Origin of the sequence: Streptomyces sp. B1866, from assembly GCF_031932565.1 — a bacterium.
In the GTDB taxonomy this organism is placed as follows: Bacteria; Actinomycetota; Actinomycetes; order Streptomycetales; family Streptomycetaceae; genus Streptomyces.
This window is the reverse complement of sequence record NZ_JAVSCF010000028.1, coordinates 13,572-38,293: the sequence shown is the minus strand read 5'-3', so window position 1 is coordinate 38,293 and position 24,722 is coordinate 13,572. Positions and strand designations below refer to the sequence as shown.

Sequence of the window (24,722 nt, the reverse complement as noted above, 5' to 3'; positions counted from 1 at the left end):
CCCCGCCCGCTCCCGCCGCGTACCAGCCGCCCGCGCCCGCCGCGCCGCAGCCGTCCGTGCACGCCGCGCCCACCATCGCCATGCCCGTCGGCCCGCCCGGCCAGGCACCCGGCGGACCGACGCCGCCCGGCTCCGTGCCGCCGCCTGGCCAGCCCGGGGCGTACCCGGGCCAGCAGCCGCAGTTCGCCCAGCCGGGCGGGTATCCGGCTCCGCCCGCGCCCGCCGGCCCGTACCCCGGGCAGCCCGGCCACCCGGGCGGTCCCGGTCCCGGCCAGCCGCCGGCCCCGTACGGCCAGCAGCCCGGCCCCTACGGCCAGCCCGCGCCGTACGGCCAGCCCGGCGGCGTGCAGCCGGTCCCCGGCGCGCCCGCCCAGGCCACCGCACCCGGCGTGCAGGCCGGCCTCGCCAAGTACCGCGAGGCGCCCACCGGCCAGCGCTGGGCCCTGCAGAACCCGCGGCTCATCCGCGTCGACCTCGGCGTCGGCGGCCAGCCCGTGCTCGCCCGCCAGGGCACCATGGTGCTCTACCAGGGCAAGGTCGACTTCAGCTACAAGGGCGCGGGATTCCGCGGCCGCATCGTCGGCAACGCCACCGGCCAGGAGATGCAGCTCATGCGCTGCACCGGCCAGGGCCAGGTCTTCCTCGCCGAGGACGCCTCCCACGTCCACCCGGTGGAGCTCCAGGGCGACGCGCTGTGCGTCTCCGCCGAGAGCGTGCTCGCCTTCGACGAGTCCCTGCACCACGAGGTGCGCCGGATCGAGGGCCACGGCATCCCCGGGGGCGCGCTGTTCACCATGCAGTTCCAGGGCACCGGCACCGTCGTGGTGAAGACCCACGGCACGCCGGTCGTGCTGCCCGTCACCCCGACCACCTTCGCCGACAGCAACGCCATCGTGGCCTGGTCGGCCGCCGCCCAGGTGATCATCTCCAGCCAGGTCCGGCTGCGCCGCAACGCGTACCCCGGACACAGCGGGGAGACCGTGAACCTCCAGTTCCGCGGCGCGCCCGGCAACTTCATCGTCGTCCAGCCCTACGAGGTCTGAGAAGCACCGTCATGGACCAGCACATGATCGCGGGCTACGCGCCGGCGCCGGTCGCCGCCCGCATGGAGAACCACGGCAGCAGCATGCTCAGGGTGGCCATGCGCAGCGGCGAGGACCTGTTCGCACGCACCGGCTCCATGGTGGCGTACGAGGGCTTCGTGCAGTACGAGCCGAACCCGCCCGCCGTACGCCAGATGGCCTCCCAGTGGCTCACCGGCGAGGGCGCGCCGCTGATGCGGTGCAGCGGCGACGGCCTGCTGTACCTCGCCGACTACGGCGCGGACGTGGTCTGCCTCAACCTGGCCGGCGACTCGCTGTCGGTCAACGGCACCAACCTGCTCGCCTTCGACGCGCACCTCCAATGGGGCGTGCAGCGGGTCAAGGGCATGGCGAAGTTCGCCGGGCAGGGCCTGTTCAACGTCGGCGTGTCCGGCACCGGCTGGGTCGCGATCACCTCCCGGGGCACCCCGATCGTGGTGGACTGCGGCAGTGGCGAGGACGAGACGTACGTCGACCCGGACGCGCTCGTCGCCTGGTCGACCAACCTGCGGATGAAGGGCAAGCGCAGCTTCAAGGCGTCGTCCATGATCGGCCGGGGCAGCGGCGAGGCGTACCAGCTCGGCTTCTCCGGGCAGGGCTTCGTCGTCGTCCAGCCCAGCGAGGACAGCACGGACCGGCTCCGGGCCCGCGGCTGACCAGGTCCTGAAGACCCGCGCGAACACGAGGAAGCGACACCCACCATGCAGAGCCCGCTCTTCGGCCTCACCGAGACGCAGACCCAGGACCGCTACGCCCTGCAGAACGAGCAGATGCTGCGCGTGGCCCTCAGCGGCCACGAGGACGTCCTCGCCCGCAAGGGCTCGATGGTCGCCTACCAGGGGCTCATCGAGTTCGACGGCGAGTACCAGACGCGCGGGCAGCGCCAGGCCCGCGCCCACACCGGCGAGGGCCTGGACCTCATGCGCTGCTCCGGCCAGGGCACCGTCTACCTCGCCAACCTCGCCCAGCACATCCACATCGTGGACGTCGACCACGCCGGCCTCACGGTCGACAGCGCCTACGTCCTGGCGCTGGACTCCGGGCTGCACTGGGAGGCCATCGCGGTGGACAGCCAGTTCGGCATCTCCGGCTCCGGCAAGTACAACCTCAACATCACCGGGCAGGGCAAGGTCGCGCTCATGACCTCGGGCAAGCCGCTGCTGCTCCAGGTCACCCCGGACAAGTACGTCAACGCCGACGCCGACGCCATCGTGGCCTGGTCCTCCGGGCTGCGCGTCCAGATGCAGGCGCAGACGCACTCCTCGGGCGTGTGGCGGCGGCGCGGCAGCACGGGGGAGGGCTGGGAGCTGAGCTTCCTCGGCCAGGGGTACGCGCTGGTCCAGCCCAGCGAGCTGCTGCCGCCGCAGAACGCGGTGATCGGCCAGGGCCTGGCCGCCCAGTTCGGCATGGGCCAGCAGGGCGCCCGCGGGCAGAACCAGGGCAACATCTGGAACAACTGACCTCGCCGTACGCACCCCGCGCGGACCGCCCACCGGCCGCCCGCGCGGGTCGCGTACGGGCGGGGTACGTACGCGCGGGTCGCGTACGGCCGGGTGCGTACGCGCGGGTCGCGTACGGGCGGGACCGGACGGGCCGCCGGGTCCCGGCCCGGGGTCACAGCAGCGCGCGCGTCCGCTCCACCAGCCGCGCCACCGACTCGTCGGCCACCTCCGGCACCTGCGCGTACCCGAACCAGCGCACGTCCAGCGACTCGTCGCTGACCTGCGCCACCGCGCCCGCGGGGGCCAGCGCCGCGTACTGCACGTCGAGGTGCCAGGCGCACGGTGTCAGGTGCCGGTCCAGCCGCACCGGGCCGCCCGGCAGCAGCCTCAGGCCGGCGATCCCGGACTCCTCCTCGGCCTCGCGCAGCGCGGCATCCGCCAGCGTGGCGTCGCCCGGCTCGCAGTGGCCGCCCATCTGGAGCCACATCCGCAGCTTCCGGTGCAGGGTGAGCAGGACCCGCTCGCCGGGCGGGTCGACGACCAGGGCGCTGGCGGTGATGTGCCCCTCGCGGCAGGCCTTCCACATGCCGTCCGGGTGCGCGGCCAGGTGCTCGCCGTAGGCCAGCCGCAGGCGCTCCTGCTGGGCGTCCGGCGCGGGCCACTCCTTGAGCACCCGGACCGCGTCCTCGCGCAGGAGCCCGCCCGCGCCGCCGCCGTCCTCGCGCGGGCTCACCGCCCGCCGTCGCTCTCGCCGTCCGTGCCCGTCCCCTCGCCGCCGCCGCTCTCCCCGCGCGCGTCGCCCTTGGAGCCCTTGGAGTCCTCGGAGTCCTCCGACACCGCCTCGCCGAGGATCCGGTCCAGCTCGGAGAAGTCCGGCTGCTCGCGGTACACGAACCCGTCCGGGTCGTCCAGGTCCCGCGCGGTCGGCAGCATGTCCGGGTGCTGCCACAGCCCGTCGCGCCCGTCGACGCCGCGCGCGTCCGTCAGCGACGCCCACAGCCGCGAGGCGTCCCGCAGCCGCCGCGGCCGCAGCTCCAGGCCGATCAGCGTCGCGAACGTCTGCTCGGCGGGCCCGCCGCTCGCCCGGCGCCTGCGCAGCGTCTCGCGCAGCGCGTCCGCCGACGGCAGGTGCGGCGCGGCGGCCGCGTGCACCACCGCGTCCACCCAGCCCTCCACCAGCGCCAGGGCCGTCTCCAGACGGGCCAGGGCGGCCTTCTGCTCCGGGGTGTCCTCCGGCTGGAACATGCCCTGCTGGAGCGCTTCCTGAAGCTGGTCGGGGCGTGCCGGGTCGAGCTGGCCGACCACGTCCTCCAGCTTCGCGGTGTCGACCTTGATGCCCCGCGCGTACCCCTCCACGGCGCCGAACAGGTGCGAGCGCACCCACGGCACGTGCGCGAAGAGCCGCTGGTGGGCGGCCTCGCGCAGGGCCAGGTACAGCCGCACCTGGTCGGCGGGGATGCCCAGGCCCGAGCCGAAGGACGCGATGTTCAGCGGCAGCAGCGCCGCCGTGCCCGCCGGGCCGAGCGGCAGGCCGATGTCCGTGGAGCCCACCACCTCGCCGGCCAGCACGCCGAGCGCCTGCCCGATCTGCGTGCCGAACATCGCGCCGCCCATGGAGCGCATCATCCCCAGCAGCGGGCCCGCCACGGCCTGCATCTCCTCGGGCAGCACGTCGCCCATGGCCGCGCCGACCCGCTCGGCGACCGGGTCCACCAGGTCCCGCCACACCGGAAGGGTCGCCTCCACCCACTCGGCGCGGCTCCACGCCACCGCCGTCCCCGCGCCCGACGGCAGCGCCGTGACGCCGTCCAGCCACAGGTCGGCCAGGCGCAGGGCCTCCTGGACCGCGGCGCGCTCGGCCGCGCCGACGCTGGCGTCCTTCACGCCGTCCGGGGTGCCCTGCGAGACGGTCTGGCGGGCGATGTCCCGGGCCATGTCCCAGTTCACCGGGCCGCCCTCGTACGAGAGCATCTGGCCGAGCTGCTGGAAGGCCGCGCCCAGGTCGCCCGGGCTCAGCGAGCCGAACATCGCCGCGAACGGGTTCTCCGCGCCGCCGCCGGTGCCACCGAACCCGAACGGGTTCGACGGGTTCCGGCCGCTGCCGCCCCGGTCACCGCCCTGGCCGCCCTGCTCCCTGCCGTTGTCGCCGCCCTCCGGCTCCTCTGGCGGAAGGCCGAATCCGAATGGGGTGTCACTCACGGCTGGCTTCCCTCGGCTCGTAAGGCCGTCGTTTCGGGCCGACGGCGCATGCCCGACGTCACCACCCAGCGTAGACACCTCGCCGGTTCTCGGGCTCAGTGCGTCGCCGATCCCCGGCCTGCGGCAGGATGGACGTCACCTCGTCACGCACGCGTCGATCCGCGTCCGCACCGAAGACAACCGTCGGAGCCGCCCGGTGAGTTCCCCAGAGCCAGAAGTTCGCGCAGCGCGAAAACACCCCGACCCGCGCCCGTCCCCGGTCGCGAAGCGCCCGGTGGTCGCCGTCACCGGCGCCGCGTCCGGACCCGGCGCCCTGCTCGCCCGGCGGCTGGCGGACAGTGACGAGGTCAGGCAGGTGCTGGCCATCGACGAGCGCCGGGGTGACGTCGCGGAGGCGCGCTGGCACGTGCTGGACGTGCGGGATCCGGCCATCGCCGACAAGCTGCGCGGCGCGGACGTCGTGGTGCACCTCGCGGTCGACGTGGACCTGGGCGCGGACGCCGCCGCCCGCACCGCCTACAACGTGCGCGGCACCCAGACCGTCCTCACGGCCGCCGCCGCGGCGGGCGTGCGCCGCGTCGTGCTGTGTACGTCCGCGATGGTGTACGGGGCGCTGCCCGACAACGACGTGCCGCTCGCGGAGGACGCCGAACTGCGCGCCACCGCCGATGCCACCGGCGTCGGCGACCTGCTGGAGATCGAACGGCTCGGGCGGCGCGCGCCCCGCGCCCACCCCGGCCTGAACGTCACCGTCGTACGCCCCGCCATCCTCGTCGGCGGCACCGACACCGCGCTCACCCGCTACTTCGAGTCGCCGCGCCTGCTGGTCGTCGCCGGCTCCCGCCCCACCTGGCAGTTCTGCCACGTCGAGGACCTGGTCAGCGCGCTGGAGTACGCCGCCTTGGAGAAGGCCGAGGGCGAGCTGGCCGTCGGCTGCGACGGCTGGCTGGAACAGGAGGAGGTCGAGGAGCTGTCCGGAATCCGGCGCATGGAGCTGCCGTCGGCCGTCGCCCTCGGCGCCGCCTCCCGCCTGCACCGGCTCGGCCTGACCCCCTCCCCGGCCGGCGACCTGGCGTACACCATGCACCCCTGGGCGGTCAGCGGCAGCAGGCTGCACGCGGCGGGCTGGCGCCCGCAGTGGACCAACGAGGAGGTCCTGGCCGAGCTGCTGGCGGAGGTGGCGGGCCGCCACACGGTCGCCGGGCGGCGGCTGGGCCGCAAGGACGCCACCGCCGCGGGCGCCGCCGGGGCGACCGTGGCCCTGCTGGGCACCGCCGCGATCGTCCGGCGCGCGCGGAAGGCGCGCCGCCGCATCTGACCGCGGCCGCGCGGCATCCCGCTTCCGCAGTACGGAAAGGGAATCCCACGCCGTGCGGCTGAGGCCACGGCCGGGGCGGGTGCGGCACGATGGACCGCATGGCACACACGTACGAGCATCCAGGCGAGTCAGCGGCGGCCGACCCCATCCGCCTTCTCGCCGTCCGTGACACGCCCCTGTCCGTGGACGAGGTGTTCGCGGCCGTCGGCGACGCCTCTGCGGGCGGCACCGCGCTGTTCGTCGGCACCGTACGCGACCACGACGGGGGAGCGGACGTGGCGGCTCTGGGCTACTCCGCCCACCCCACGGCCGAGGCGGAGCTGCGCCGCGTCGCGGAGAAGGTCGCGGCCGACTTCCCGGTCCGCGCGCTGGCCGCCGTCCACCGGACGGGCGACCTGGCGATCGGGGACCTGGCCGTGGTGGTGGCCGTCTCCTGCGCGCACCGCGCGGAGGCGTTCGCGGCCTGCCGCCGCCTCATCGACGACCTGAAGAGCACGGTCCCGATCTGGAAACACCAGAGCTTCGCGGACGGCGCCGAGGAATGGGTGGGCGCGTAGCGCCTCGTTGAGGGGTGGTGGTCGGGCGGCGGGTGGGCGGGTGGGCGGGTGGGCGGGTGGGCGGGTGGGCGTGTAGCGCCTCGTTGGGGGGTGGTGGTCGGGTGACGGGTGGGCGGGTGGGCGGGTGGGCGTGTAGCGCCTCGTTGGGAGGGCTGACACCATCCGTCGGGAAGAGGTGGTTTCCGGCCGTCTTGCGGCCCGGCGGGCGTTTGGGTAAGGAGATGCGGGTACGCACCCGAATGGGCGGCTTACGGTTGCGTAACCGCCACCCTGCGGTAAGCGTTGACAGGGCGGATGATTAATCTGCTCATCTGTCAGTCGCGGTAGCACGAGGGGTCGGGAGGCCGCTGTGGGTGCGCTTCTCTGGTTGCTGATTCCGGTGGTCGCGGCGCTGGGCGCTGTGGTGTACGGGGGTTGGGCCTCACGTAACCGCAAGACCGGTGACGTGGCTGAGCTCGCCGGCTACGCGCGTTTCCGTGAGGCGATGGAACGATCGCACTCCGACTCGGACGCGGCGTAGCGGCCGGGGGCGCGGGTGGGGCTCCGCCCCGGCCCGCCCCCTTCCCCGGTTCCGGCTCTGCGAAGCCGGCTCTGCGAAGCCGGAAGCCGGCGGACAGTTCGCCATGCCCTCCCTCTGAACCTCCTCCCGACCCTCGCCGCACCCCTCGCCGACCCTCCGCGGCACCTCCACGGGCCCTCCGCGGGCCCTCCGCGGCCCCTCCTCAAGACCCGTGACCGCGGCGCCCCACGCCCCCTCTCGCGCCCCATACACGCCCTCCCGCGCGCCCTGGCAGCCGGGGTCCCCGCGCGGACCGGCCCCGGGAGTGGACTGGCGGTCGGGTCCCGTACTGTCGTTCCATGCCACGCCGCACCGCGACGATGCTCGCCTCCCTCCTGATGCTGATCGGGCTGCTCTGCGCCGGAGTCCTGATCCACGTGCCGTACGCGGAGATGTCGCCCGGGCCCAGCTACAACACCCTCGGGCGGCACAACGGCGAGTGCGTGCTGCGCGTCTCCGGGCAGGAGAACTGCGACGCGGTCCGCGGCCACCTGAACATGACGACCGTCCGCGTCACCGGCTCCGACTACAAGATGAACCTCGTCGAGGCGGTGTACGGCTGGCTGGGCCACGACGACATCGTGGTGCCGCACGACACGCTCTACCCGGACGACAAGTCCCCGGACGAGGTCAACCAGGAGAACGCGGCCGAGTTCAGCGAGTCCCAGGAGAGCGCCAAGGTCGCGGCGCTGCGGGAGCTGCGCCGGCCGGTGCGGTCCCGGGTGGTGGTGGCGGCCGTCGTCAAGGACAGCCCGTCCCGGGGCAAGCTGCACGCCGGGGACGTCATCAGGGAGGTCGACGGCTCGGCGGTGCACGAGCCGGGGGACGTCGCCAAGCTGGTCACCAAGCACCGGCCGGGCCAGCGGGTGGTCTTCTCGATCGTTCCGGCCAAGCAGGCGGCCGCGGCCGAGAAGAGCCGGGACGACTCGGCCTACCGCAGGTCCGTCACGATCACCACCCGGAAGGCGCCCGACGGCGACCGGGCGGTCGTCGGCATCCAGGCGGGCACGGACTACACCCTGCCGGTCCGGATCGACATCAGGCTGGCCGACGTGGGCGGGCCCAGCGCGGGCCTGATGTTCGCGCTCGGCATCGTGGACAAGATGTCGCCTGTCGACCTCACCGGCGGCAAGTTCGTCGCGGGCACCGGCACCATCGACGACCAGGGCAGGGTCGGCCCGATCGGCGGCGTCGAGCTGAAGACCATCGGCGCGCGCAAGGCGGGCGCCCGGTACTTCTTCACGCCCGCGGAGAACTGCCCGGCGGCCGCCGGGGACGTGCCCGGCGGCCTCACGCTGGTGAAGGTCACGACCCTGCACGACGCGCTGGAGTCGCTGAAGAAGATCCGTACGGGCGACACGGCGGGCCTGCCCCGCTGCGCCGGGTGACCGCCCGGCGCACGCCGCCTCACTCGGCGAAGGTCGCCGCCAGCGCGCCGGCCAGTCCCGGCACCAGGTCGGGTCCGGTCAGCACCTGCGACGGCGAGTCCTTCGCGCGCAGCCGCAGCGCCGACTCGCGGGACCCGTCGCGCAGCACCGCGACCGTCATACGGACCTCCTGCCGCTCCGGGTGCCGCGCGACCCACTCCGTGAGCCCGGCCTCGTCCAGCCCGTCCGGCACACCGGACTCGGCCGACGGCGGCAGCATCAGCCGCTCTACGGTCATGGCGCAGCCGGTGACGGCTTCGGGCCAGGCGATGTGGCCCAGGAACTCGTCCAGCGCGGTGTCGGCGGGCAGCTCCTCCTGCTCGACGGGGGTGAGCGAGCCGCCCGCGCCCTCGGTGTCCGGGCCGAGCCGGTCGGCGAGGCCGGGCGCCCGGTCGCGCAGGCGCGCGGTGTCGACCAGGGCGAACAGGCGCGCGGGCTGGTCCCAGCCGCGCTCGGCGGCGTACGCGTCGATTTCGAGGACGGCGCGGGTCAGCGGGTTCGCGGCCACCGGCCCGTCGCTGTGCGAATCGTGGGTCATGGGGACCATCGTGCCCCCCTTTCCGGCCACCCGCCGAATCCAGGCCCCGCGATCACCGCCGCGACCCGCCCCGGCCCGCTCGCCCGCTCACCGCGGCTCTTACCCGGCGTCGGGAACCGAGTAAAGGCTGAGTAAGTTGCACCATTGGGCCTACTATCTGGGGCCTGCTCAATCGACCAGCGAACTTTCGAGGTGCGCACCTTGGCTTTCCAGATGCCGGACCGCGGTGGAGGCCCGACGGGGCCGCGGATCCGAGTCGGACGTCCGTCTCGCCACATCCGGAACCTGCTCGTGACCCTGGGTGTGCTGGCCGTGCTGGCCATGCTCTTCGTCATGTTCGCGGGCTTCTGGACCGACTGGCTCTGGTACCGCTCGGTGCACTACTCGTCGGTGTTCACCACCACGCTGGAAACGAAGATCGGCCTGTTCTTCGTCTTCGGTCTGCTGATGTCCGCGGCCGTCGGGACCAACATCTGGCTGGCCTACCGGCTGCGGCCGCCGCTGAGCGCCATGTCGCTGGAGCAGCAGAGCCTGGACCGCTACCGCTCGGCGATCTACCCGTACCGCGCGTGGGTGCTGCTCGCGGTCACCACGCTGGTCGGGCTGATCGCGGGGGCGTCCGCGGCCGGGCAGTGGCGCACCTGGCTGCTGTGGGTGAACGGGGTGTCGTTCCACACCAAGGACCCGCAGTTCCACAAGGACGTGTCGTTCTACGCCTTCGACCTGCCCTGGTACCGGTTCCTGCTGGGATTCGGATTCGCCGCCACCGTGCTGTCGCTGGTGGCCGCCGTCCTGGTGCACTACCTGTACGGGGGGCTGCGCATCACCAGCCCGGGGGCGCGGGCGACCGGCGCGGCCACCGGCCACCTGTCGGTGCTGCTGGGCGTTTTCGTCTCCCTTAAGGCGGTCGCGTACTGGCTGGACCGGTACGGGCTCGCGGTGAAGTCCAGCGGTTTCAAGCCGACGCGGCACTGGACCGGCCTGCGCTATGTGGACGCCAACGCCTACCTTCCGGCGAAGACGATTCTGTTCTGTATCGCGGTCATCTGCGCGGGGCTGTTCTTCGCGACGCTGTGGCGGCGCACCTGGCAGCTTCCGGTCATCGGCTTCGGGCTGATGGTGCTGTCGGCGGTGCTGATCGGCGGCCTGTACCCGGCGATCGTGCAGAAGTTCCAGGTCCAGCCCAACGAGCAGGCCAAGGAAGCGCCGTACATCAGGAAGAACATCGAGGCGACCCGCGCGGCGTACGGGATCGACGGCGCGAAGGTCGCGGACTACAAGGGCGAGGCCCCGCGCGGCGCCGACCGCAAGGAGCTGCGCGCCGAGGCGGACACCACCGCGAGCCTGCGGCTGCTGGACCCGAACGTGGTCTCGCCCACCTTCCAGCAGCTCCAGCAGATCCGCGGCTACTACGGCTTCCCCGAGACGCTGGACGTGGACCGCTACCCGACGCCGGGCGGCGGCGAGCAGGACACCGTCGTCGGCCTGCGGGAGCTGAAGCTGAGCGGCATCCCCGAGCACAACTGGATCAACGACCACTTCAAGTACACCCACGGGTACGGCGTGGTGGCGGCCAAGGGCACGTCGACCTCGCGGGACCGGGCCGGCTCGCCGGACTTCATCGAGGACGACCTGCCCGCCCAGGGCCAACTCGGCCCGTACCAGCAGCGCGTCTACTACGGCGAGAAGACCACGCAGTACTCGATCGTCGGCGGGCCGCAGAAGGAGCTGGACTACTCGGCCGACAGCGGTGAGAAGACCTTCACCTACGACGGCGACAGCGGGGTGAGCCTGTCCGGCGCGGTCAACCGGGCCGCGTTCGCGGCCAAGCTCGGCGAGCCGAAGATCCTCTACTCGGGGGCCATCGGCAAGGGCTCGAAGATCCTCCTCAAGCGCACGCCCAAGGAGCGCGTGGAGGCGGTCGCGCCCTGGCTGACGATCGACGGCGACGCCTATCCGGCCGTGGTGGACGGCCGTATCAAGTGGATCGTGGACGCCTACACCACGACCAACGGCTATCCGTACGCCTCCCGTACGACGCTGGGCGACACCACGGCCGACTCGCTGACCGACGGGCAGCGCGAGGTGGTGGCCCAGCAGAACAAGGTCAACTACATCCGCAACTCGGTGAAGGCCACTGTCGACGCCTACGACGGCAAGGTGACGCTCTACGAGTGGGACACCCGCGACCCGGTGCTCAAGACGTGGAAGAAGGCGTTTCCCGGGACGGTGAAGCCGAAGAGCGCGATCAGCGACAGCCTGATGCGGCACCTGCGCTACCCGCAGGACCTGTTCAAGGTGCAGCGCGAACTGCTCACCCGCTACCACGTCACCAACCCGGTGACGTTCTACAGCGGCAGCGAGGTGTGGCAGATCCCGGACGACCCGACGAACAAGGGCAACAACGTCCCGCCGTACTACCTGAGCATGCGGATGCCGGACCAGCGCCAGCGGACGTTCTCCCTGACCACCACCTTCACTCCCAACAGCCGCGACAACCTCGGCGCCTTCATGGCGGTGGACGCGGACGCGCAGAGCGGCGGGTACGGCGGCATCAGAATCCTGAAGCTGCCGCCCAACTCGCCGGTGTCGGGCCCGCAGCAGGTGCAGGCGAAGTTCAACTCCGACGACAAGATCGCCAACAAGTTGAACATCCTCAAAAGGGGTGATTCCGAGATCGAGTACGGCAATCTGTTGACGGTCCCGCTCGGCGGCGGCCTGCTGTACGTCGAACCGGTCTACCTGCGCGGCGCGAACACCAACCTCCCGCTGCTGCGCAAGGTCCTGGTCAGCTACGGGGACAAGACCGCCTTCGAGGACACGCTGGCCAAGGCGCTGAACGTCGTCTTCGGCGAGGAGCCGCCCAGCGACACGGGCGACGAGCCGCCGGACGGCGGCGGCACGCCCGAGCCGCCGGACTCCGCGGACCCGACCGTGCGCCAGGCCCTGAAGGACGCCCAGGACGCCTACGACGCCGGGCAGAAGGCGCTCCGGGACCCGGACGGCCCGGACTGGACGGCCTATCAGAAGGCCCAGCAGGACCTGAAGGCCGCGCTGGACCGCGCCGAGCGGGCGGAGCGGCGGTCCTCCGACCAGCAGTCCGGGCAGGGCGGCGGCGACGGCAAGGGGGGCGCGGGCACGGGCGGCACGGGCCGCAGGGAGGAGGGCGGCGGCTGACGGCGCCGCCGTCCGGCCGACGGCCGTCCCCTGTCCGCCCGCGCGGGTGGACAGGGGGCCGCCCCGCATCGTGATACGGTGAACAAACCACGACGCGGGGTGGAGCAGCTCGGTAGCTCGCTGGGCTCATAACCCAGAGGTCGCAGGTTCAAATCCTGCCCCCGCTACTGACGCCCGAGGCCCGGATCCCACGAGGATCCGGGCCTCGGCGCTTGTCACGCCGCTTCTTCACGCCGCTCCGCGCGGGCTTCACAGGGCTCCGCGCCGGCTTCGCGGGACGGGCACGAAAGTTCACCGGGAACTTGAGGACACGCGCGTTTGGGTTGTCTCCCTGTGGGCATGTCGACAAAACGCTGAAGTGACCTCCCTGGCTGCGGTATACCAGGTGTACGCAGGTTGCAGGTGGTGTCACGATGTACTTTATGGGGGACAGGACCAGTCTGTTGGAGACAGGGCGTTTTGCGCACGCGCACGAGGATGCCGAGGAGGAGACCCGGCACCGGCAGGCCGCCGAGGCCGGCGATCCCGCGGCCATGAGCGTGGTCGGCGCGCTGCTGCTGCGCCGCGGCGACCTCGACGGCGCCGAGGCGCACCTGCGGGCGGCCGCCGCCGCCGGCGAGCGCGCCGCCGCCAACAACCTCGGCGTCCTGCTCCACCAGCGCGGGTACGGCGAGGAGGCGGCCGGCTGGTGGCGGGTCGCGGCCGTCGCCGGCTCCGCCGCCGCCGCGCACGCCCTCGGCCGCTACCACCGCGAGCGCGGCGACGAGCCCGCCGCCGAGTACTGGCTGCGCCAGTCCGCCGAGTCCGGCCACGCCCTGGGCTGCTACGCGCTCGCCGACCTGCTGGAGCACCGCAGCGACATCGGCGCCGAGCGCTGGTTCCGCGCCGCCGCCGAGCGCGGGCACCGCGAGGGCGCGTACCGCCTGGCCCGCGTCCTGGACAAGCGGGAGACCGCCGCCGCCCGCGCGGGCCGCCCGGCGGCCGAGTCCGAGGCCGAGCAGTGGTACCGGCAGTCCGCCGCGCGCGGCCACCGGCGCGCCGCCCTGCACCTGGGCACGCTCCTGGAGCGCCGCGGCGAGGTGCAGGACGCCGCCCACTGGTACCTGATGTCCGCGCAGGACGGCGAGGCGCGCGCCGCCTGCGCGCTCGGCTTCCTGCTGCGCGACGCCGGCGACCTGGAGAGCGCCGCCCTGTGGTGGCGCCGCGCCGCCCAGGACGGCGACGGCAACGCGGCGAACGCGCTGGGCGCGCTGCACGCCGACCGCGGCGAGGCGCAGACCGCCGAGCGGTGGTACCGCGCCGCCCTGGACGCGGGCGACATCAACGGCGCGTACAACCTCGGCCTGCTGTGCGACGGCCAGGGCCGCACCGCGCAGGCCGAGCAGTGGTACCGCCGCGCCGCCTACGCCGGGCACCAGGAGGCGGCCAACGCGCTCGCCGTGCTGCTGCTCCAGCGCGGTGACGCGGCGGGCGCCGAGCCGTGGTTCTCCAAGGCCGCCGAGGCCGGCAGCGTGGACGCCGCGTTCAACCTCGGCATCCTGTACGCCGGGCGCGGCAGCGACGCCGTGGCCCGCCAGTGGTACGGGCGCGCGGCCGAGGCCGGCCACCCCGAGGCCGCCCTCCAGGTCGCCATCGCCCTGCTGCGCGAGGGCGACGGCCGGGAGGCCGAGCGGCACCTGCGCCGCGCGGCCGAGGGCGGCAGCGCCGAGGCCGCCTTCCGGCTCGGCGCGCTGCTGGACCGGGCGGCGGCAGCGGCGAGCCGGGAGGGCGAGCGGGTGGGCGAGCGCGGCGGCCCGCCTCCCGAGTACGAGGAGTGGTACCTGCTGGCGGCCCGCCAGGGCCACCGCCGCGCCCAGGTACGGGTTGGCATGCTCGCGTCCGCCCGGGGCGACGTGGTCGAGGCCGCGCGCTGGTACCGCGAGGCGGCCGAGGCGGGCAGCAGCAACGGCGCGTTCAACCTCGGCCTGCTGCTGGCCCGCGAGGGCAGCGAGCCGGAGGCCAAGCTGTGGTGGACCCGCGCGGCCGGCGCCGGGCACGGCCGCGCCGCGCTGCGGCTCGCGCTGCTGGCGGCGCGCCGGGGCGAGCTGGCCGAGGGGCAGCAGTGGTGCGCGCAGGCGGTGGAGCTGGGCCCGGCGGAGGTCGCCGAGCGGGCCGCGCGGCTGCGTGACGCCCTCCAGCAGGAGCTGTCCGCCTGACGCCGCCGCGGTCCCGGGACGGTCCGGCCGTCCCGGCCGCGCCCGGCGGTTCCGGGGCGGCGTACGCCGGTCCTCCGGCGCGGGCGCGGCGCCGCCGCCGGGGTGCCGGGACGGCGCATCCCCCCAGTCGACCCCTATCGATTTGCTCGGCTCGCCAGCGGGGCGTTAAGGTTGGGACATCCGCNCCCCAGTCGACCCCTATCGATTTGCTCGGCTCGCCAGCGGGGCGTTAAGGTTGGGACATCCGCCGCGGGGTGGAGCAGCTCGGTAGCTCGCTGGGCTCATAACCCAGAGGTCGCAGGTTCAAATCCTGTCCCCGCTACGAAACGAAGGGCCCGGATCACTCGTGATCCGGGCCCTTCGGCCTTGCCGGGGCGGCCCAGGTCCTCCGGGACGTCGCGGCGGGGTGCGTACGGGTGCGGCCGCCCGCCGCCGGAGAGGCGCGCGCCCGGCACGGCCGCCCGGGCCCCCGCGGTGGCCCCACGGCGGCCCGTACGCCCGTCCGCGGCCCCTGCCCGCCGCCCTCTCCTGCCCGGCCCCCGGGCGCGGCCCTCAGAGGCGGCCCTCAGCGCGAAGCCGGCAGGGTGCGGGGGCGGGGCGCGGTCGTCACGGCGTGCAGTCCGGGCACAGCCCCCGGTAGGTGACCTCCACCGCCGAGACCAGGAAGCCGAACCGCTCCGCGTCCGGCAGGTCGGCGAGCGGGTCGCCGCTGGGGTGGACGTCCCGGATGGTGCCGCAGCGCGCGCAGACCAGGTGGTGGTGGGCGTGGTGCGCGTTCGGGTCGTACCGCTTGGCGCGGCCGTCCGTGCTGACCTCGATCACCTCGCCCAGCGAGACCAGCTCGCCGAGGGTGTTGTAGACGGTCGCGCGCGAGATCTCCGGCAGTCGCTCGGCGGCCAGCGCGTGCACCTCGTCGGCGGTGTAGTGGACGTGGTCACCGTCCAGGACCTCGGCGACGACGCGCCGTTGGGCGGTCAGCCGCCAGCCGCGCTCCCGGAGTCGTTTCAGCAGGTCACTCATGTCCGCTCACCCATCAGTCAGATATGCCAAGGGTATCAGTCAGGTGTCCACAGTCGGATTCGGTACGGGTCTCGCAGTCTTCTTGACTTAGACGAAGTCCAATGTAGGATCGGTTTCACCCCGGGCTCGGGGTCAGTAACGAGACTCAGGAGGCTCACGTGACCGTCCAGGACGAGACCACCGGTCCGCTGACCACAGAGGCCGGGGCGCCGGTCGCGGACAACCAGAACAGCGAGTCGGCGGGGGCCGGCGGCCCGGTCCTGATCCAGGACCAGCACCTGATCGAGAAGCTGGCGCACTTCAACCGGGAGCGCATCCCGGAGCGCATCGTGCACGCGCGTGGCGCCGGCGCGTACGGCACCTTCACGGTGACGGCCGACGTCACGCCGTACACCCGTGCGAAGTTCCTGTCCGAGATCGGCAAGCAGACCGAGGTCTTCCTGCGCTTCTCCACCGTCGCCGGCAACCTCGGCTCGGCGGACGCGGTGCGCGACCCGCGCGGGTTCGCGGTCAAGTTCTACACCGAGGAGGGCAACTACGACCTCGTCGGGAACAACACCCCGGTCTTCTTCATCAAGGACGCCATCAAGTTCCCCGACTTCATCCACACCCAGAAGCGCGACCCGTACACCGGTTCGCAGGAGGCGGACAACGTCTGGGACTTCTGGGGCCTGTCGCCGGAGTCGACGCACCAGGTCACGTGGCTGTTCGGCGACCGCGGCATCCCCGCCTCGTACCGCCACATGAACGGCTACGGCTCGCACACCTTCCAGTGGAACAACGAGGCGGGCGAGGTCTTCTGGGTCAAGTACCACTTCAAGACCGACCAGGGCATCAGGAACCTGACCGCCGAGGACGCCGTCGCGCTCGCCGGCCAGGACGCCGACAGCCACCAGCGCGACCTGCGCGAGGCCATCGAGCGCGGCGAGTACCCGTCCTGGACCGTGCAGGTGCAGATCATGCCCGCGGCCGAGGCGGCGGCCTACCGGTTCAACCCGTTCGACCTCACCAAGGTGTGGCCGCACGCGGACTACCCGCCGATCGAGATCGGCAGGCTGGAGCTGAACCGCAACCCGGAGAACATCTTCGCCGAGGTCGAGCAGTCGGTCTTCTCCCCGGCGCACTTCGTCCCGGGCATCGGCCCGTCCCCGGACAAGATGCTCCAGGGCCGGCTGTTCGCCTACGGCGACGCGCACCGCTACCGCGTCGGCGTCAACGCCGACCACCTGCCGGTCAACCGGCCGCACGCGACCGTGGCGCACACCTACAACCGGGACGGCTTCTCCTACGATGGCCGCCACAAGGGTGCCAAGAACTACGAGCCGAACAGCTTCGGCGGCCCGGCGCAGACCTCCCGGCCGCTGTGGCAGCCGGTCCCGGTCTCCGGCCCCACCGGCGACCACGTGGCGCCCGTGCACGCCGAGGACGACGACTTCGTGCAGGCGGGCAGCCTCTACCGGCTGCTGTCGGAGGACGAGCGGGAGCGGCTGGTCGCCAACCTCGCGGGCTCGATCGCGCAGGTCACCCGGGACGACATCGTCCAGCGCGCGGTGGAGAACTTCCGGAAGGCCGACGCCGACTTCGGCAAGCGCCTGGACGCCGCCGTGCAGGCGGCCCGCTCGGCGGCCTGAGTCCCGGCCCGGAGTCCCGCGCCCGCGCGTACGGCCCGTACGGCGCCCTGCGTCCATACGGGCCCGTACGCGCGTGGCGGCGCCGCCGTACGTACGGGCCGGACCGAGGCCCCGGGCGCGGGCCGCCGTCCTACGGCGCCAGGTACCGCAGCAGCTCGTCGTGCAGCAGCCCGTTGGACGCCGCCGCGTCGGCGCCCAGCGGGCCCGGCACGCCGTCGAGGCCGGTGAAGCGGCCGCCCGCCTCCTGGACGATGACCGCGTTGGCGGCCATGTCCCACAGGGACAGCTCCGGCTCGGCGCAGATGTCCACCGAGCCCTCGGCGACCATCATGTACGGCCAGAAGTCGCCGTAGCCGCGGGTGCGCCAGCAGTCGCGGGTGAGTTCGAGGAAGCCGCCGAGCATGCCGCGCTCCTCCCAGCCGCTGAGCGAGGAGTAGGCGAAGGAGGCGTCGGCCAGCCGCCCCACCTGCGACACCCGCAGCCGGGTGGCGGACGACAGGCTGCGCCCGGTGTACGCGCCCAGGCCCTCCGCCGCCCACCAGCGGCGGCCGAGCGCCGGGGCGGACACCACCCCGACCACCGGCCGGTCGCCGCCCGGACCGCGCTCCATGAGCGCGATGAGGGTGGCCCAGACCGGTACTCCGCGGACGTAGTTCTTGGTGCCGTCGATCGGGTCGACGACCCAGCGGCGCGGGCCGGAGCCCTCGACGCCGAACTCCTCGCCCAGCACCGCGTCCCGCGGCCGCGCGCGCTGGAGCGAGGAGCGGATCAGCTCCTCGGCGGCCTTGTCGGCCTCGGACACCGGCGTCATGTCGGGCTTGGTCTCGACCTTCAGGTCGAGGGCCTTGAACCGCTCCATCGTGGCGGCGTCGGCCGTGTCGGCCAGCACCTGCGCGAGACGCAGATCATCGTGATAGTCGGGCATAGCCGAACAGTAGCCGGGGCGGGGCGGCGCGGCGCGGAACGCCGCTGCGCCCGATGGGAGGACGGGATGATCCACATGGCCCTCCCGGCGGCCTGATTTCCGCCCTCCCGCCACCAGCCCCGCCCCTCCCCGGCTGTCCGGAGGCGCCCTTGACAGGCGTCTGGCAGTGCGTCAATTCTGGCGTTACGGCCGCGAAAGGGGGGGATGTCCGAAGGAGGCGACCATGCCCGCAGCGCGTGAGAACTTATTGGACGCGGCTTTCGCGGCTCTCGCGGACCGGCCCTGGGCGGACGTGCGGATGGTGGACGTCGCGGCGGCGGCCGGTGTCTCGCGGCAGACGCTGTACAACGAGTTCGGCAGCAAGGAGGGCCTGGGCCACGCCCTGGTGCGGCGCGCGGCCGAGGCGTACCTGGCCGGCGCCGAGGAGGCGCTGACCGGCCCGCCCGCCGCAGGACCCGGCGAGCGGCTGGCCGGGGCCGCCCTGTGGACCGTACGGGCCGCGGCCGCCGACCCGCTGGTCCGGGCCGCGCTGACCGGCTTCTGGGGCGGGCACCTGCCGCCGCCCGGGCCGTGCGGCGACCTGCTCGGCCGGGTGCGCGAGCGGGCGGTGCGGCTGCTGGCGGACGACTGGCCCGGCGACACGGCCGGGGCGCTGGCCCGCGCGTGCGACACGGCCACCCGGCTGGCCCTGTCCTACGTGGTCGCCCCGGCGGCCGCGGAGGACGTGACCGCCCTGGTCCGCCAGGCGCTCCGGCCGGCCTGCTGACCCGTGCTCAGTGCGCCGAGCCGGACAGCTGGAGCCCGATGACGCCGAGGATCACCAGCGTGATCGACACGATCTTCAGGGTGGAGACCAGGTCGCCGAGGAAGACCATGCCGTAGATCGCCGTGCCGGCCGCGCCGATGCCGGTCCACACCGCGTACGCCGGGCCCACGTCCAGCCTGCGCAGCGAGAGCGTCAGCAGGCCGAAGCTGCCGAGCGCGAAGCAGGCGAAGGCGATCGTCGGCCAGATCCGGGTGAAGCCGTGGGAGAGCTTCAGACAGACGGCGAACCCGGTTTCCAGCAGCCCGGCAACCACCACCAGCAGCCACGCCATCGCCGACCTTGCCTCCCGGGCGCCGGACAGCCGCCCTTGACGATCTCTTGAAGATTACCGGTGTGATTATGCACGCACCGCCGGTCCGGAGGCGGACAGGGGAGTGGCCGGCAGGTGATCAGTCGGGCGGATCAGTCTCCCTCGCGCCGCTCCCGGGCGGCCAGCAGCCGCCGCAGCGAGTGCAGCCGGGCCGGGCTGGCGTGTCCGTCGGCCACCCACTGGTCGAGCGCGCAGTCCGGCTCGTCGTGGCCGCACGCGCGTGGGCAGTCCGCCGTGCCCGGCTCCAGGTCGGGGAAGGCGTGGATGACCCGGGACGGGTCCACGTGGTGCAGGCCGAAGGACCGCACGCCCGGGGTGTCGATCACCCAGCCGCCGCCCGGCAGCGGCAGGGCCAGCGCCGAGGTGGTGGTGTGTCGGCCCCGCCCGGTGACCGCGTTGACCTGGCCGGTGGCCCGCTGCCGGTCCGGCACCAGGGCGTTGACCAGCGTGGTCTTGCCCACTCCCGAGTGCCCCACGAAAGCCGTGACCCGGTCGGTCAGCCGCTCCAGCACCCGCTTGGCCGCGCCGCCGTCGGCCAGCTCCTCCCGGCTGGTGACGGCGTACGGCACGCCCAGCGGCTCGTAGGTCTCCAGCAGCGGCCCGGGCGGCGCGAGGTCGGACTTGGTCAGCACCAGCAGCGGCGTCAGGCCCGCGTCGTACGCGGCCACCAGGCACCGGTCGATCAGGCGCGGGCGCGGCTCGGGGTCGGCCAGCGCCGTCACGATGGCGAGCTGGTCGGCGTTGGCCACCACCACCCGCTCGTACGGGTCGTCGTCGTCCGCCGTGCGGCGCAGCACGGACGACCGCTCCGTCACCCGCACGATCCGCGCGAGCGTGTCCCGGTGCCCCGACAGGTCCCCGACGACCGCCACCCGGTCGCCGACCACCACGCCCTTGCGGCCCAGCTCGCGGGCCTTCATGGCGGTGACCGTGCGGTCGTCCACCAGCACCGTCAGCCGGCCCCGGTCGACGGTCAGGACGAAGCCCTCGGCCGCGTCCTCGTGCTTGGGCCGGTTGCTGGTGCGCGGGCGGGTGCCCCGGCGGCCGGGGCGGACGCGGACGTCGTCCTCGTCGGTGTGCTTGCCGTAGCGGCGCATGGCGGGGGAACCCTCAGGCTCTCCGCGCCGCGGTCGGGGCCGGAGCGGTCTGGCCGAGCATGCCGGTCCACAGGCCGGGGAAGTCGGGCAGGGTCTTGGCGGTGGTGGCCACGTTCTCCACCAGGACCCCGTCGACCACCAGGCCCAGCACGGCGGCGGCCGTGGCCAGCCGGTGGTCGTCGTACGTGCGGAACACGCCGCCGCGCAGCGGGCGCGGCCGGACGCGCAGCCCGTCGGCCGTCTCGGTCACGTCGCAGCCCAGCTCGCCCAGCTCCATGGCGAGCGCGGCCAGCCGGTCGGTCTCGTGCAGCCGCAGGTGCGCGATGCCGCGCAGCACCGACTCGGAGTCGGCCAGCGCCGCCACCGCCGCGATCACCGGCGTCAGCTCGCCGACCTCGTGCAGGTCGGCGTCGATGCCGCGGACGCGGCCGGTGCCGGTGAGCGTCAGACCCGCGCCGGTCAGCTCGCAGGAGCCGCCCATGGCGGTGAAGATCCCGCGCAGCGCGTCACCGGCCTGGGTGGTCTGCGCCGGCCAGTCCGGGATCGTCACCCGGCCGCCGGTCACCAGGGCGGCGGCCAGGAACGGCGCCGCGTTCGACAGGTCCGGCTCGACCACCAGGTCCCGGCCGAGCAGCGCGCTCGGCGCCACCCGCCACACGCCCGGCTCGCCGCCGGACTCCGGGGTGTCCACGGACGCGCCCGCGGCCCGCAGCATCTCCACCGTCATCCGGATGTGCGGCATCGACGGCAGCACCGCGCCGGTGTGGCGGACCTCCACGCCCTGGTTGAAGCGCGGCCCAGACAGCAGCAGCGCGCTGACGAACTGGGAGGACGCGGAGGCGTCGACGGACACCGCGCCACCGTCCAGCGCCCCGCCGCCGTACACGGTCATCGGCAGCCGGCCGCGCCCGCCGTCCTCGACGCGCGCGCCCAGGGCCCGCAGCGCCTCGATGACGGCGCCCAGCGGCCGCTCGTACGCGCGCGGGTCGCCGTCGAAGTGCACCGCGCCGTCCGCCAGGGCCGCCACGGGCGGCAGGAAGCGCATCACCGTGCCCGCGTTGCCCACGTCCACCGAGGCCGGACCCTGGAGGCTCGCGGGGATCACCCGCCACGCCTCGCCGCCGCCGTCGGGGTCCGCCCCCTCCTCGATGCCCACGCCCATGGCGCGCAGCGCGTCGGCCATCAGCAGGGTGTCGCGGGAGCGCAGCGGACGGCGCAGCCAGCCGGGCTCGGCGGCGAGCGAGGCCAGGACCAGGCCCCGGTTGGTGACCGACTTCGACCCGGGCACGCTGACGGTCGCGTCGACCGCCGCGCGCGCGGACGGAGCGGGCCACGGGGCGGCGGCGGGGCCGCCCGAGGAGGTGTCGATGCCGGTCATGGCTCTCACTGTAGTGGTCACGACCAGAGGAAGAATCACCGTGAAAAGTGGCGAAACCGGCACGAAACACGGCGCTCGTGCGGGCGCGCGGCGACCGTCCGTGGCGAGAACCGCACGCCCGCGCGGGCGGACCGTACACCGGCACGGGCCGCCGTACGCTCCGCACGGGGCCCTCCCGCGTCCCGCGCGCGACCGCCGTACGCCCCGCGCGCGACCGCCGTACGCCCCGCGCGGGACCGCGGTACGTCCGCGCGTGACCGCCGTACGTCCGCGCGTGACCGCCGTACGGGCGGGTCCGGCAGCCGCCGTACGCCCGGGGCGGCCCGTCACAGGCCCAGCAGCCAGCGCCCGCCGCCGGTCAGCGAGCACAGCGAGACCGTGTGGAAGAACAGCAGCCACACCAGGGCCGGGACCCCGGTCAGCCGGGCCAGCTGGTCCGGGTCGGAGTCCGGCGCGCCGCCGCGGTGGCGCTTGCGCTGCACCTCGAAGACCGGGCGCACGCCGCCCAGCAGCAGGAACCACACCACCACGTACGCGAACGCCGCCTGTACGCGTGCCTCGGCCAGCCACGACACCACCAGGAATGCGCTCCCGGCCGTCACCACCGTCAGCGCCCCGTAGGCGTTGCGGATCATCACCAGCATGGCGGCGAGCAGGGCCGTGGCGCCCCACAGCAGCGCGGTGATGTGGTTCGCGGCCAGCAGCCAGGCGCCGCACAGGCCGAGCAGCGAGGGCGCCGTGTAGCCCGCGGCCGCGGTGAGGATCATGCCGGGGCCGGTGGGCCTGCCGCGCGACACGGTCAGCCCCGAGGTGTCCGAGTGCAGCCGTATGCCCTGGAGGCGCCGGCCGGTCAGCAGCGCCACGAGCCCGTGGCCGCCCTCGTGGGCGATGGTCACGGCGTTCCGCGCCACCCGCCAGGCCGGGCCGGACACGACGGCCGCGAGGGCGGCCAGCCCGGTCGCCACCACCAGCAGGCGGGGCGGGTCCGGCTGGCTGCCGACGACGCGGTCCCACAGGGCGGCGGCGTTCGCCGTGGCCATCGTTGCGTCCATGGGCGGGCGGCTCCTCGGGTCGGTTCGGGCCCCGGCGGCCCGTTTCGGACCTGCCGGCGCATGCCCGTGCTTGCCAGTGTTCCGCCGGGCCTGTCAAGGCGGCGTCACCTTCTGTCAGTGGCACGTGGCAGGGTGGCACCCATGTGCGGTCGATTCGTCGCGAGCCGGAGCGCCCAGGACCTCGTCGGGCTCTTCGGCATCGAGAAATGGGAGCCGGAGGAGACCCTTGAGCCGGACTGGAACGTCGCGCCCACCAAGAGCGTCCACGCCATACTGCAGCGCCCCCTGAAGGACTCCGCCGACCCGCGCCCGGTCCGGCAGCTGCGGGTGCTGCGCTGGGGCCTCGTCCCGGCGTGGGCCGCGTCCCCCGACGGCGCCGCCCGGATGATCAACGCGCGCGCCGAGACGGTGCACGAGAAGCCGTCCTTCCGGCGGCCCTTCGCCGTCCGCCGCTGCCTGATACCGGCCGACGGCTACTACGAGTGGGTCACGGGAGCGGCGGAGCGCCGGCTGGAGGAGCAGGGCAGGCGCAAGCGCCCGCGCAAGCAGCCGTACTTCGTCACGCCCGTCGACGGCTCGGTGATGGCCCTGGCCGGGCTGTACGAGTTCTGGCGGGACCGCACGCTGCCCGAGGACCACCCGCGCGCGTGGTGGGCGACGTGCACGGTGGTCACCACGGAGGCGGAGAACGAGCCCTTCCCGGCGGCGGGCGGCGGCGCGGGTGAAGCAGGGGACGAGACGGACGAGGCGGGGGAGGGGCCGCGGTCGCTCGCGGACATCCACCCGCGCATGCCGCTGGTCCTGCCGCCCGACCGCTGGGCCGCGTGGCTCGACCCGGCCCGCACCGACCCGGAGGCCCTGCTCCCGCTCCTCCAGCCGCCGCGCCCGGGCCTGCTGCGCGCCTACCCGGTGACCGCCGCCGTGAGCGACGTGCGCAACAACGGCCCGGAGCTGGTGGCCGAGCTTCCGGCCCCGGAGGCGGGCACGCTCTTCTAGCGTCCTTCCAGCGTCCGGGCGTTCCGCCTCCGGGAGCGCGGACCGGGCGGGGCGGGGCAGGGAACCCGCCGTCGCGCGGCAGGATGGGCGGGTGACCCGAACCACCAGCGCCCGCACCGAGACCGTGCCCACCCCCGCCGGTGACGCCCGCGTCACCTGGCACCCCGCGCCCGTCCCGCGCGCCGTACTGGCCGCGGGCCACGGCGCGGGCGGCGGCGTCGAAGCCCGCGACCTGCGGGCCCTGGCGGACGCGCTGCCCGCGCGCGGCGTGACCGTCGCCCTGGTCGAGCAGCCCTGGCGGGTCGCGGGCCGGAAGCTCGCGCCCGCGCCCAGGACGCTGGACGCCGCCTGGCGGGCCCTGTGGCCCGCCCTGGCCGGGCCAGGGCTGCCCGTCGTCGCGGGCGGCCGCAGCGCCGGGGCCCGCGTGGCCTGCCGTACGGCCCGCGAGCTGGGCGCGTGCGCGGTGCTGGCGCTGGCCTTCCCGCTGCACCCGCCCGGCAGGCCCGAGCGGTCCCGGGCCGAGGAGCTGCTGGGCGCCGGGCTGCCCACGCTCGTGGTGCAGGGCGGGCGGGACCCCTTCGGCCGCCCGGAGGAGTTCCCGGCGCTGCCCGCGGGCGCCGAGCTGGCCGAGGTGCCGTACGGCGACCACGGCTTCGCCGTGCCCAAGACGGCCGGTATCGGCCAGGACGCGGCGCTCGGCGTGCTCACCGGCGCCGCCGCCGACTGGCTCGACCGCGTCCTGGACCGGGCGTGATGCCGGACCGGAGGCCGTCCCGGACCGGGCGCGGGGGCCGGGGCCGCGCCCCGTGACCGTTCCTTTCGAGCCGAATCCCGCCACCGGTCGGCCATATGGCCCGGCGCGCGCCCGCGGCGGCTCCCACGCGCGGGCCCCCGCCCTCGCGGGCCTTCCGCAGGAGCCCCGGCCGGGCCCCGCATCCGGCCCCGGCGGAGCCCCCGCCGAGCCCCCGTCGAGCCCCGGCCCGGCGGCTCCCG

At 74.3% G+C, this 24,722-nt stretch carries 21 protein-coding genes and 2 tRNA genes; 14 read left to right on the top strand and 9 right to left on the bottom strand.

Going from position 1 to position 24,722, the window contains the following annotated elements; genetic code table 11:
* From RKE29_RS06925 to RKE29_RS06915, 3 genes are all read left to right on the top strand, one after another.
* A partial coding sequence (locus RKE29_RS06925; RefSeq protein WP_312004159.1) for an AIM24 family protein occupies positions 1-1,043 on the top strand: 1,043 nt, incomplete at its 5' end.
* 11 nt (positions 1,044-1,054) lie between these two features.
* Positions 1,055-1,738: an AIM24 family protein gene (locus RKE29_RS06920; protein ID WP_312004158.1), complete on the top strand. Its 684-nt coding sequence runs from the start codon at positions 1,055-1,057 to the stop codon at positions 1,736-1,738.
* A gap of 45 nt (positions 1,739-1,783) precedes the next feature.
* Complete coding sequence (locus tag RKE29_RS06915) at positions 1,784-2,542, top strand: AIM24 family protein (RefSeq protein ID WP_312004157.1); 759 nt, start codon at positions 1,784-1,786, stop codon at positions 2,540-2,542.
* 154 nt (positions 2,543-2,696) lie between these two features.
* Here RKE29_RS06915 and RKE29_RS06910 read toward each other — a convergent pair whose 3' ends face one another.
* Both RKE29_RS06910 and RKE29_RS06905 read right to left on the bottom strand, forming a co-directional pair.
* On the bottom strand, positions 2,697-3,257 hold the full coding sequence (locus RKE29_RS06910; RefSeq protein ID WP_312004156.1) for an NUDIX hydrolase: 561 nt from the start codon (positions 3,255-3,257) through the stop codon (positions 2,697-2,699).
* Complete coding sequence (locus tag RKE29_RS06905; RefSeq protein ID WP_312004155.1) at positions 3,254-4,723, bottom strand: zinc-dependent metalloprotease; 1,470 nt, start codon at positions 4,721-4,723, stop codon at positions 3,254-3,256. The genes RKE29_RS06910 and RKE29_RS06905 overlap by 4 nt, the downstream gene beginning before the upstream one ends.
* A 196-nt stretch (positions 4,724-4,919) precedes the next feature.
* Between RKE29_RS06905 and RKE29_RS06900 the strand changes: the two genes are divergently transcribed.
* The 3 genes from RKE29_RS06900 to RKE29_RS06890 all read left to right on the top strand — a co-directional run bounded on the left by RKE29_RS06900 (position 4,920) and on the right by RKE29_RS06890 (position 8,545).
* Entirely contained in the window at positions 4,920-6,041 is a 1,122-nt protein-coding gene (locus RKE29_RS06900) for an SDR family oxidoreductase (protein WP_312004154.1), read from the top strand.
* Between the two features lie 89 nt (positions 6,042-6,130).
* Positions 6,131-6,598, top strand: a complete 468-nt coding sequence (locus RKE29_RS06895; protein ID WP_312004153.1) for a molybdenum cofactor biosynthesis protein MoaE — start codon at positions 6,131-6,133, stop codon at positions 6,596-6,598.
* An 858-nt stretch (positions 6,599-7,456) separates the two neighbouring features.
* A complete protein-coding gene (locus tag RKE29_RS06890) occupies positions 7,457-8,545 on the top strand; it encodes a PDZ domain-containing protein (RefSeq protein WP_312004152.1) in 1,089 nt (362 codons plus the stop codon).
* Positions 8,546-8,564: 19 nt separating this feature from the next.
* Here the strand turns inward: RKE29_RS06890 and RKE29_RS06885 are convergent, their stop codons facing one another.
* Positions 8,565-9,122, bottom strand: a complete 558-nt coding sequence (locus tag RKE29_RS06885) for a PPA1309 family protein (protein WP_312004151.1) — start codon at positions 9,120-9,122, stop codon at positions 8,565-8,567.
* 213 nt (positions 9,123-9,335) lie between these two features.
* Between RKE29_RS06885 and RKE29_RS06880 the strand changes: the two genes are divergently transcribed.
* From RKE29_RS06880 to RKE29_RS06865, 4 genes are all read left to right on the top strand, one after another.
* Positions 9,336-12,299 carry a UPF0182 family protein gene (locus RKE29_RS06880; protein WP_312004164.1) on the top strand — a complete coding sequence of 988 codons (2,964 nt, stop codon included), beginning with the start codon at positions 9,336-9,338 and terminating at the stop codon, positions 12,297-12,299.
* Positions 12,300-12,392: 93 nt separating this feature from the next.
* Positions 12,393-12,466 (top strand) — tRNA-Met (locus tag RKE29_RS06875).
* A gap of 246 nt (positions 12,467-12,712) precedes the next feature.
* A complete protein-coding gene (locus tag RKE29_RS06870; RefSeq protein WP_312004150.1) occupies positions 12,713-14,494 on the top strand; it encodes a tetratricopeptide repeat protein in 1,782 nt (593 codons plus the stop codon).
* Positions 14,495-14,742: 248 nt separating this feature from the next.
* Positions 14,743-14,816 (top strand) — tRNA-Met (locus RKE29_RS06865).
* A 284-nt stretch (positions 14,817-15,100) separates the two neighbouring features.
* Here the strand turns inward: RKE29_RS06865 and RKE29_RS06860 are convergent.
* Entirely contained in the window at positions 15,101-15,514 is a 414-nt protein-coding gene (locus RKE29_RS06860) for a Fur family transcriptional regulator (RefSeq protein WP_312004149.1), read from the bottom strand.
* Between the two features lie 158 nt (positions 15,515-15,672).
* Here RKE29_RS06860 and RKE29_RS06855 point away from each other — a divergent pair, with 158 nt between their 5' ends.
* Entirely contained in the window at positions 15,673-17,145 is a 1,473-nt protein-coding gene (locus tag RKE29_RS06855; protein ID WP_312004148.1) for a catalase, read from the top strand.
* 130 nt (positions 17,146-17,275) lie between these two features.
* On the opposite strand, the gene hisN is transcribed toward RKE29_RS06855, so the two are convergent.
* Complete coding sequence (gene hisN, locus RKE29_RS06850) at positions 17,276-18,070, bottom strand: histidinol-phosphatase (protein ID WP_312004147.1); 795 nt, start codon at positions 18,068-18,070, stop codon at positions 17,276-17,278.
* Positions 18,071-18,293: 223 nt separating this feature from the next.
* Here hisN and RKE29_RS06845 point away from each other — a divergent pair, with 223 nt between their 5' ends.
* The gene (locus RKE29_RS06845) at positions 18,294-18,836 is read left to right on the top strand and encodes a TetR/AcrR family transcriptional regulator (RefSeq protein WP_312004146.1); all 543 of its coding nucleotides are present in this window, start codon (positions 18,294-18,296) and stop codon (positions 18,834-18,836) included.
* A 7-nt stretch (positions 18,837-18,843) separates the two neighbouring features.
* On the opposite strand, the gene RKE29_RS06840 is transcribed toward RKE29_RS06845, so the two are convergent.
* The 4 genes from RKE29_RS06840 to RKE29_RS06825 all read right to left on the bottom strand — a co-directional run bounded on the left by RKE29_RS06840 (position 18,844) and on the right by RKE29_RS06825 (position 22,733).
* Positions 18,844-19,167: a multidrug efflux SMR transporter gene (locus tag RKE29_RS06840; protein ID WP_312004145.1), complete on the bottom strand. Its 324-nt coding sequence runs from the start codon at positions 19,165-19,167 to the stop codon at positions 18,844-18,846.
* 131 nt (positions 19,168-19,298) lie between these two features.
* On the bottom strand, positions 19,299-20,303 hold the full coding sequence (gene rsgA / locus RKE29_RS06835) for a ribosome small subunit-dependent GTPase A (RefSeq protein ID WP_312004144.1): 1,005 nt from the start codon (positions 20,301-20,303) through the stop codon (positions 19,299-19,301).
* Positions 20,304-20,316: 13 nt separating this feature from the next.
* Positions 20,317-21,681, bottom strand: a complete 1,365-nt coding sequence (gene aroA, locus RKE29_RS06830) for a 3-phosphoshikimate 1-carboxyvinyltransferase (protein WP_312004143.1) — start codon at positions 21,679-21,681, stop codon at positions 20,317-20,319.
* Positions 21,682-22,007: 326 nt separating this feature from the next.
* Complete coding sequence (locus RKE29_RS06825; protein WP_312004142.1) at positions 22,008-22,733, bottom strand: M50 family metallopeptidase; 726 nt, start codon at positions 22,731-22,733, stop codon at positions 22,008-22,010.
* A 141-nt stretch (positions 22,734-22,874) separates the two neighbouring features.
* Here RKE29_RS06825 and RKE29_RS06820 point away from each other — a divergent pair, with 141 nt between their 5' ends.
* Both RKE29_RS06820 and RKE29_RS06815 read left to right on the top strand, forming a co-directional pair.
* Entirely contained in the window at positions 22,875-23,729 is an 855-nt protein-coding gene (locus RKE29_RS06820) for an SOS response-associated peptidase (RefSeq protein ID WP_312004141.1), read from the top strand.
* A 91-nt stretch (positions 23,730-23,820) separates the two neighbouring features.
* Positions 23,821-24,483, top strand: coding sequence for an alpha/beta family hydrolase (locus tag RKE29_RS06815; RefSeq protein ID WP_312004140.1), 663 nt, complete (start codon positions 23,821-23,823; stop codon positions 24,481-24,483).
* Positions 24,484-24,722: the final 239 nt, after the last annotated feature.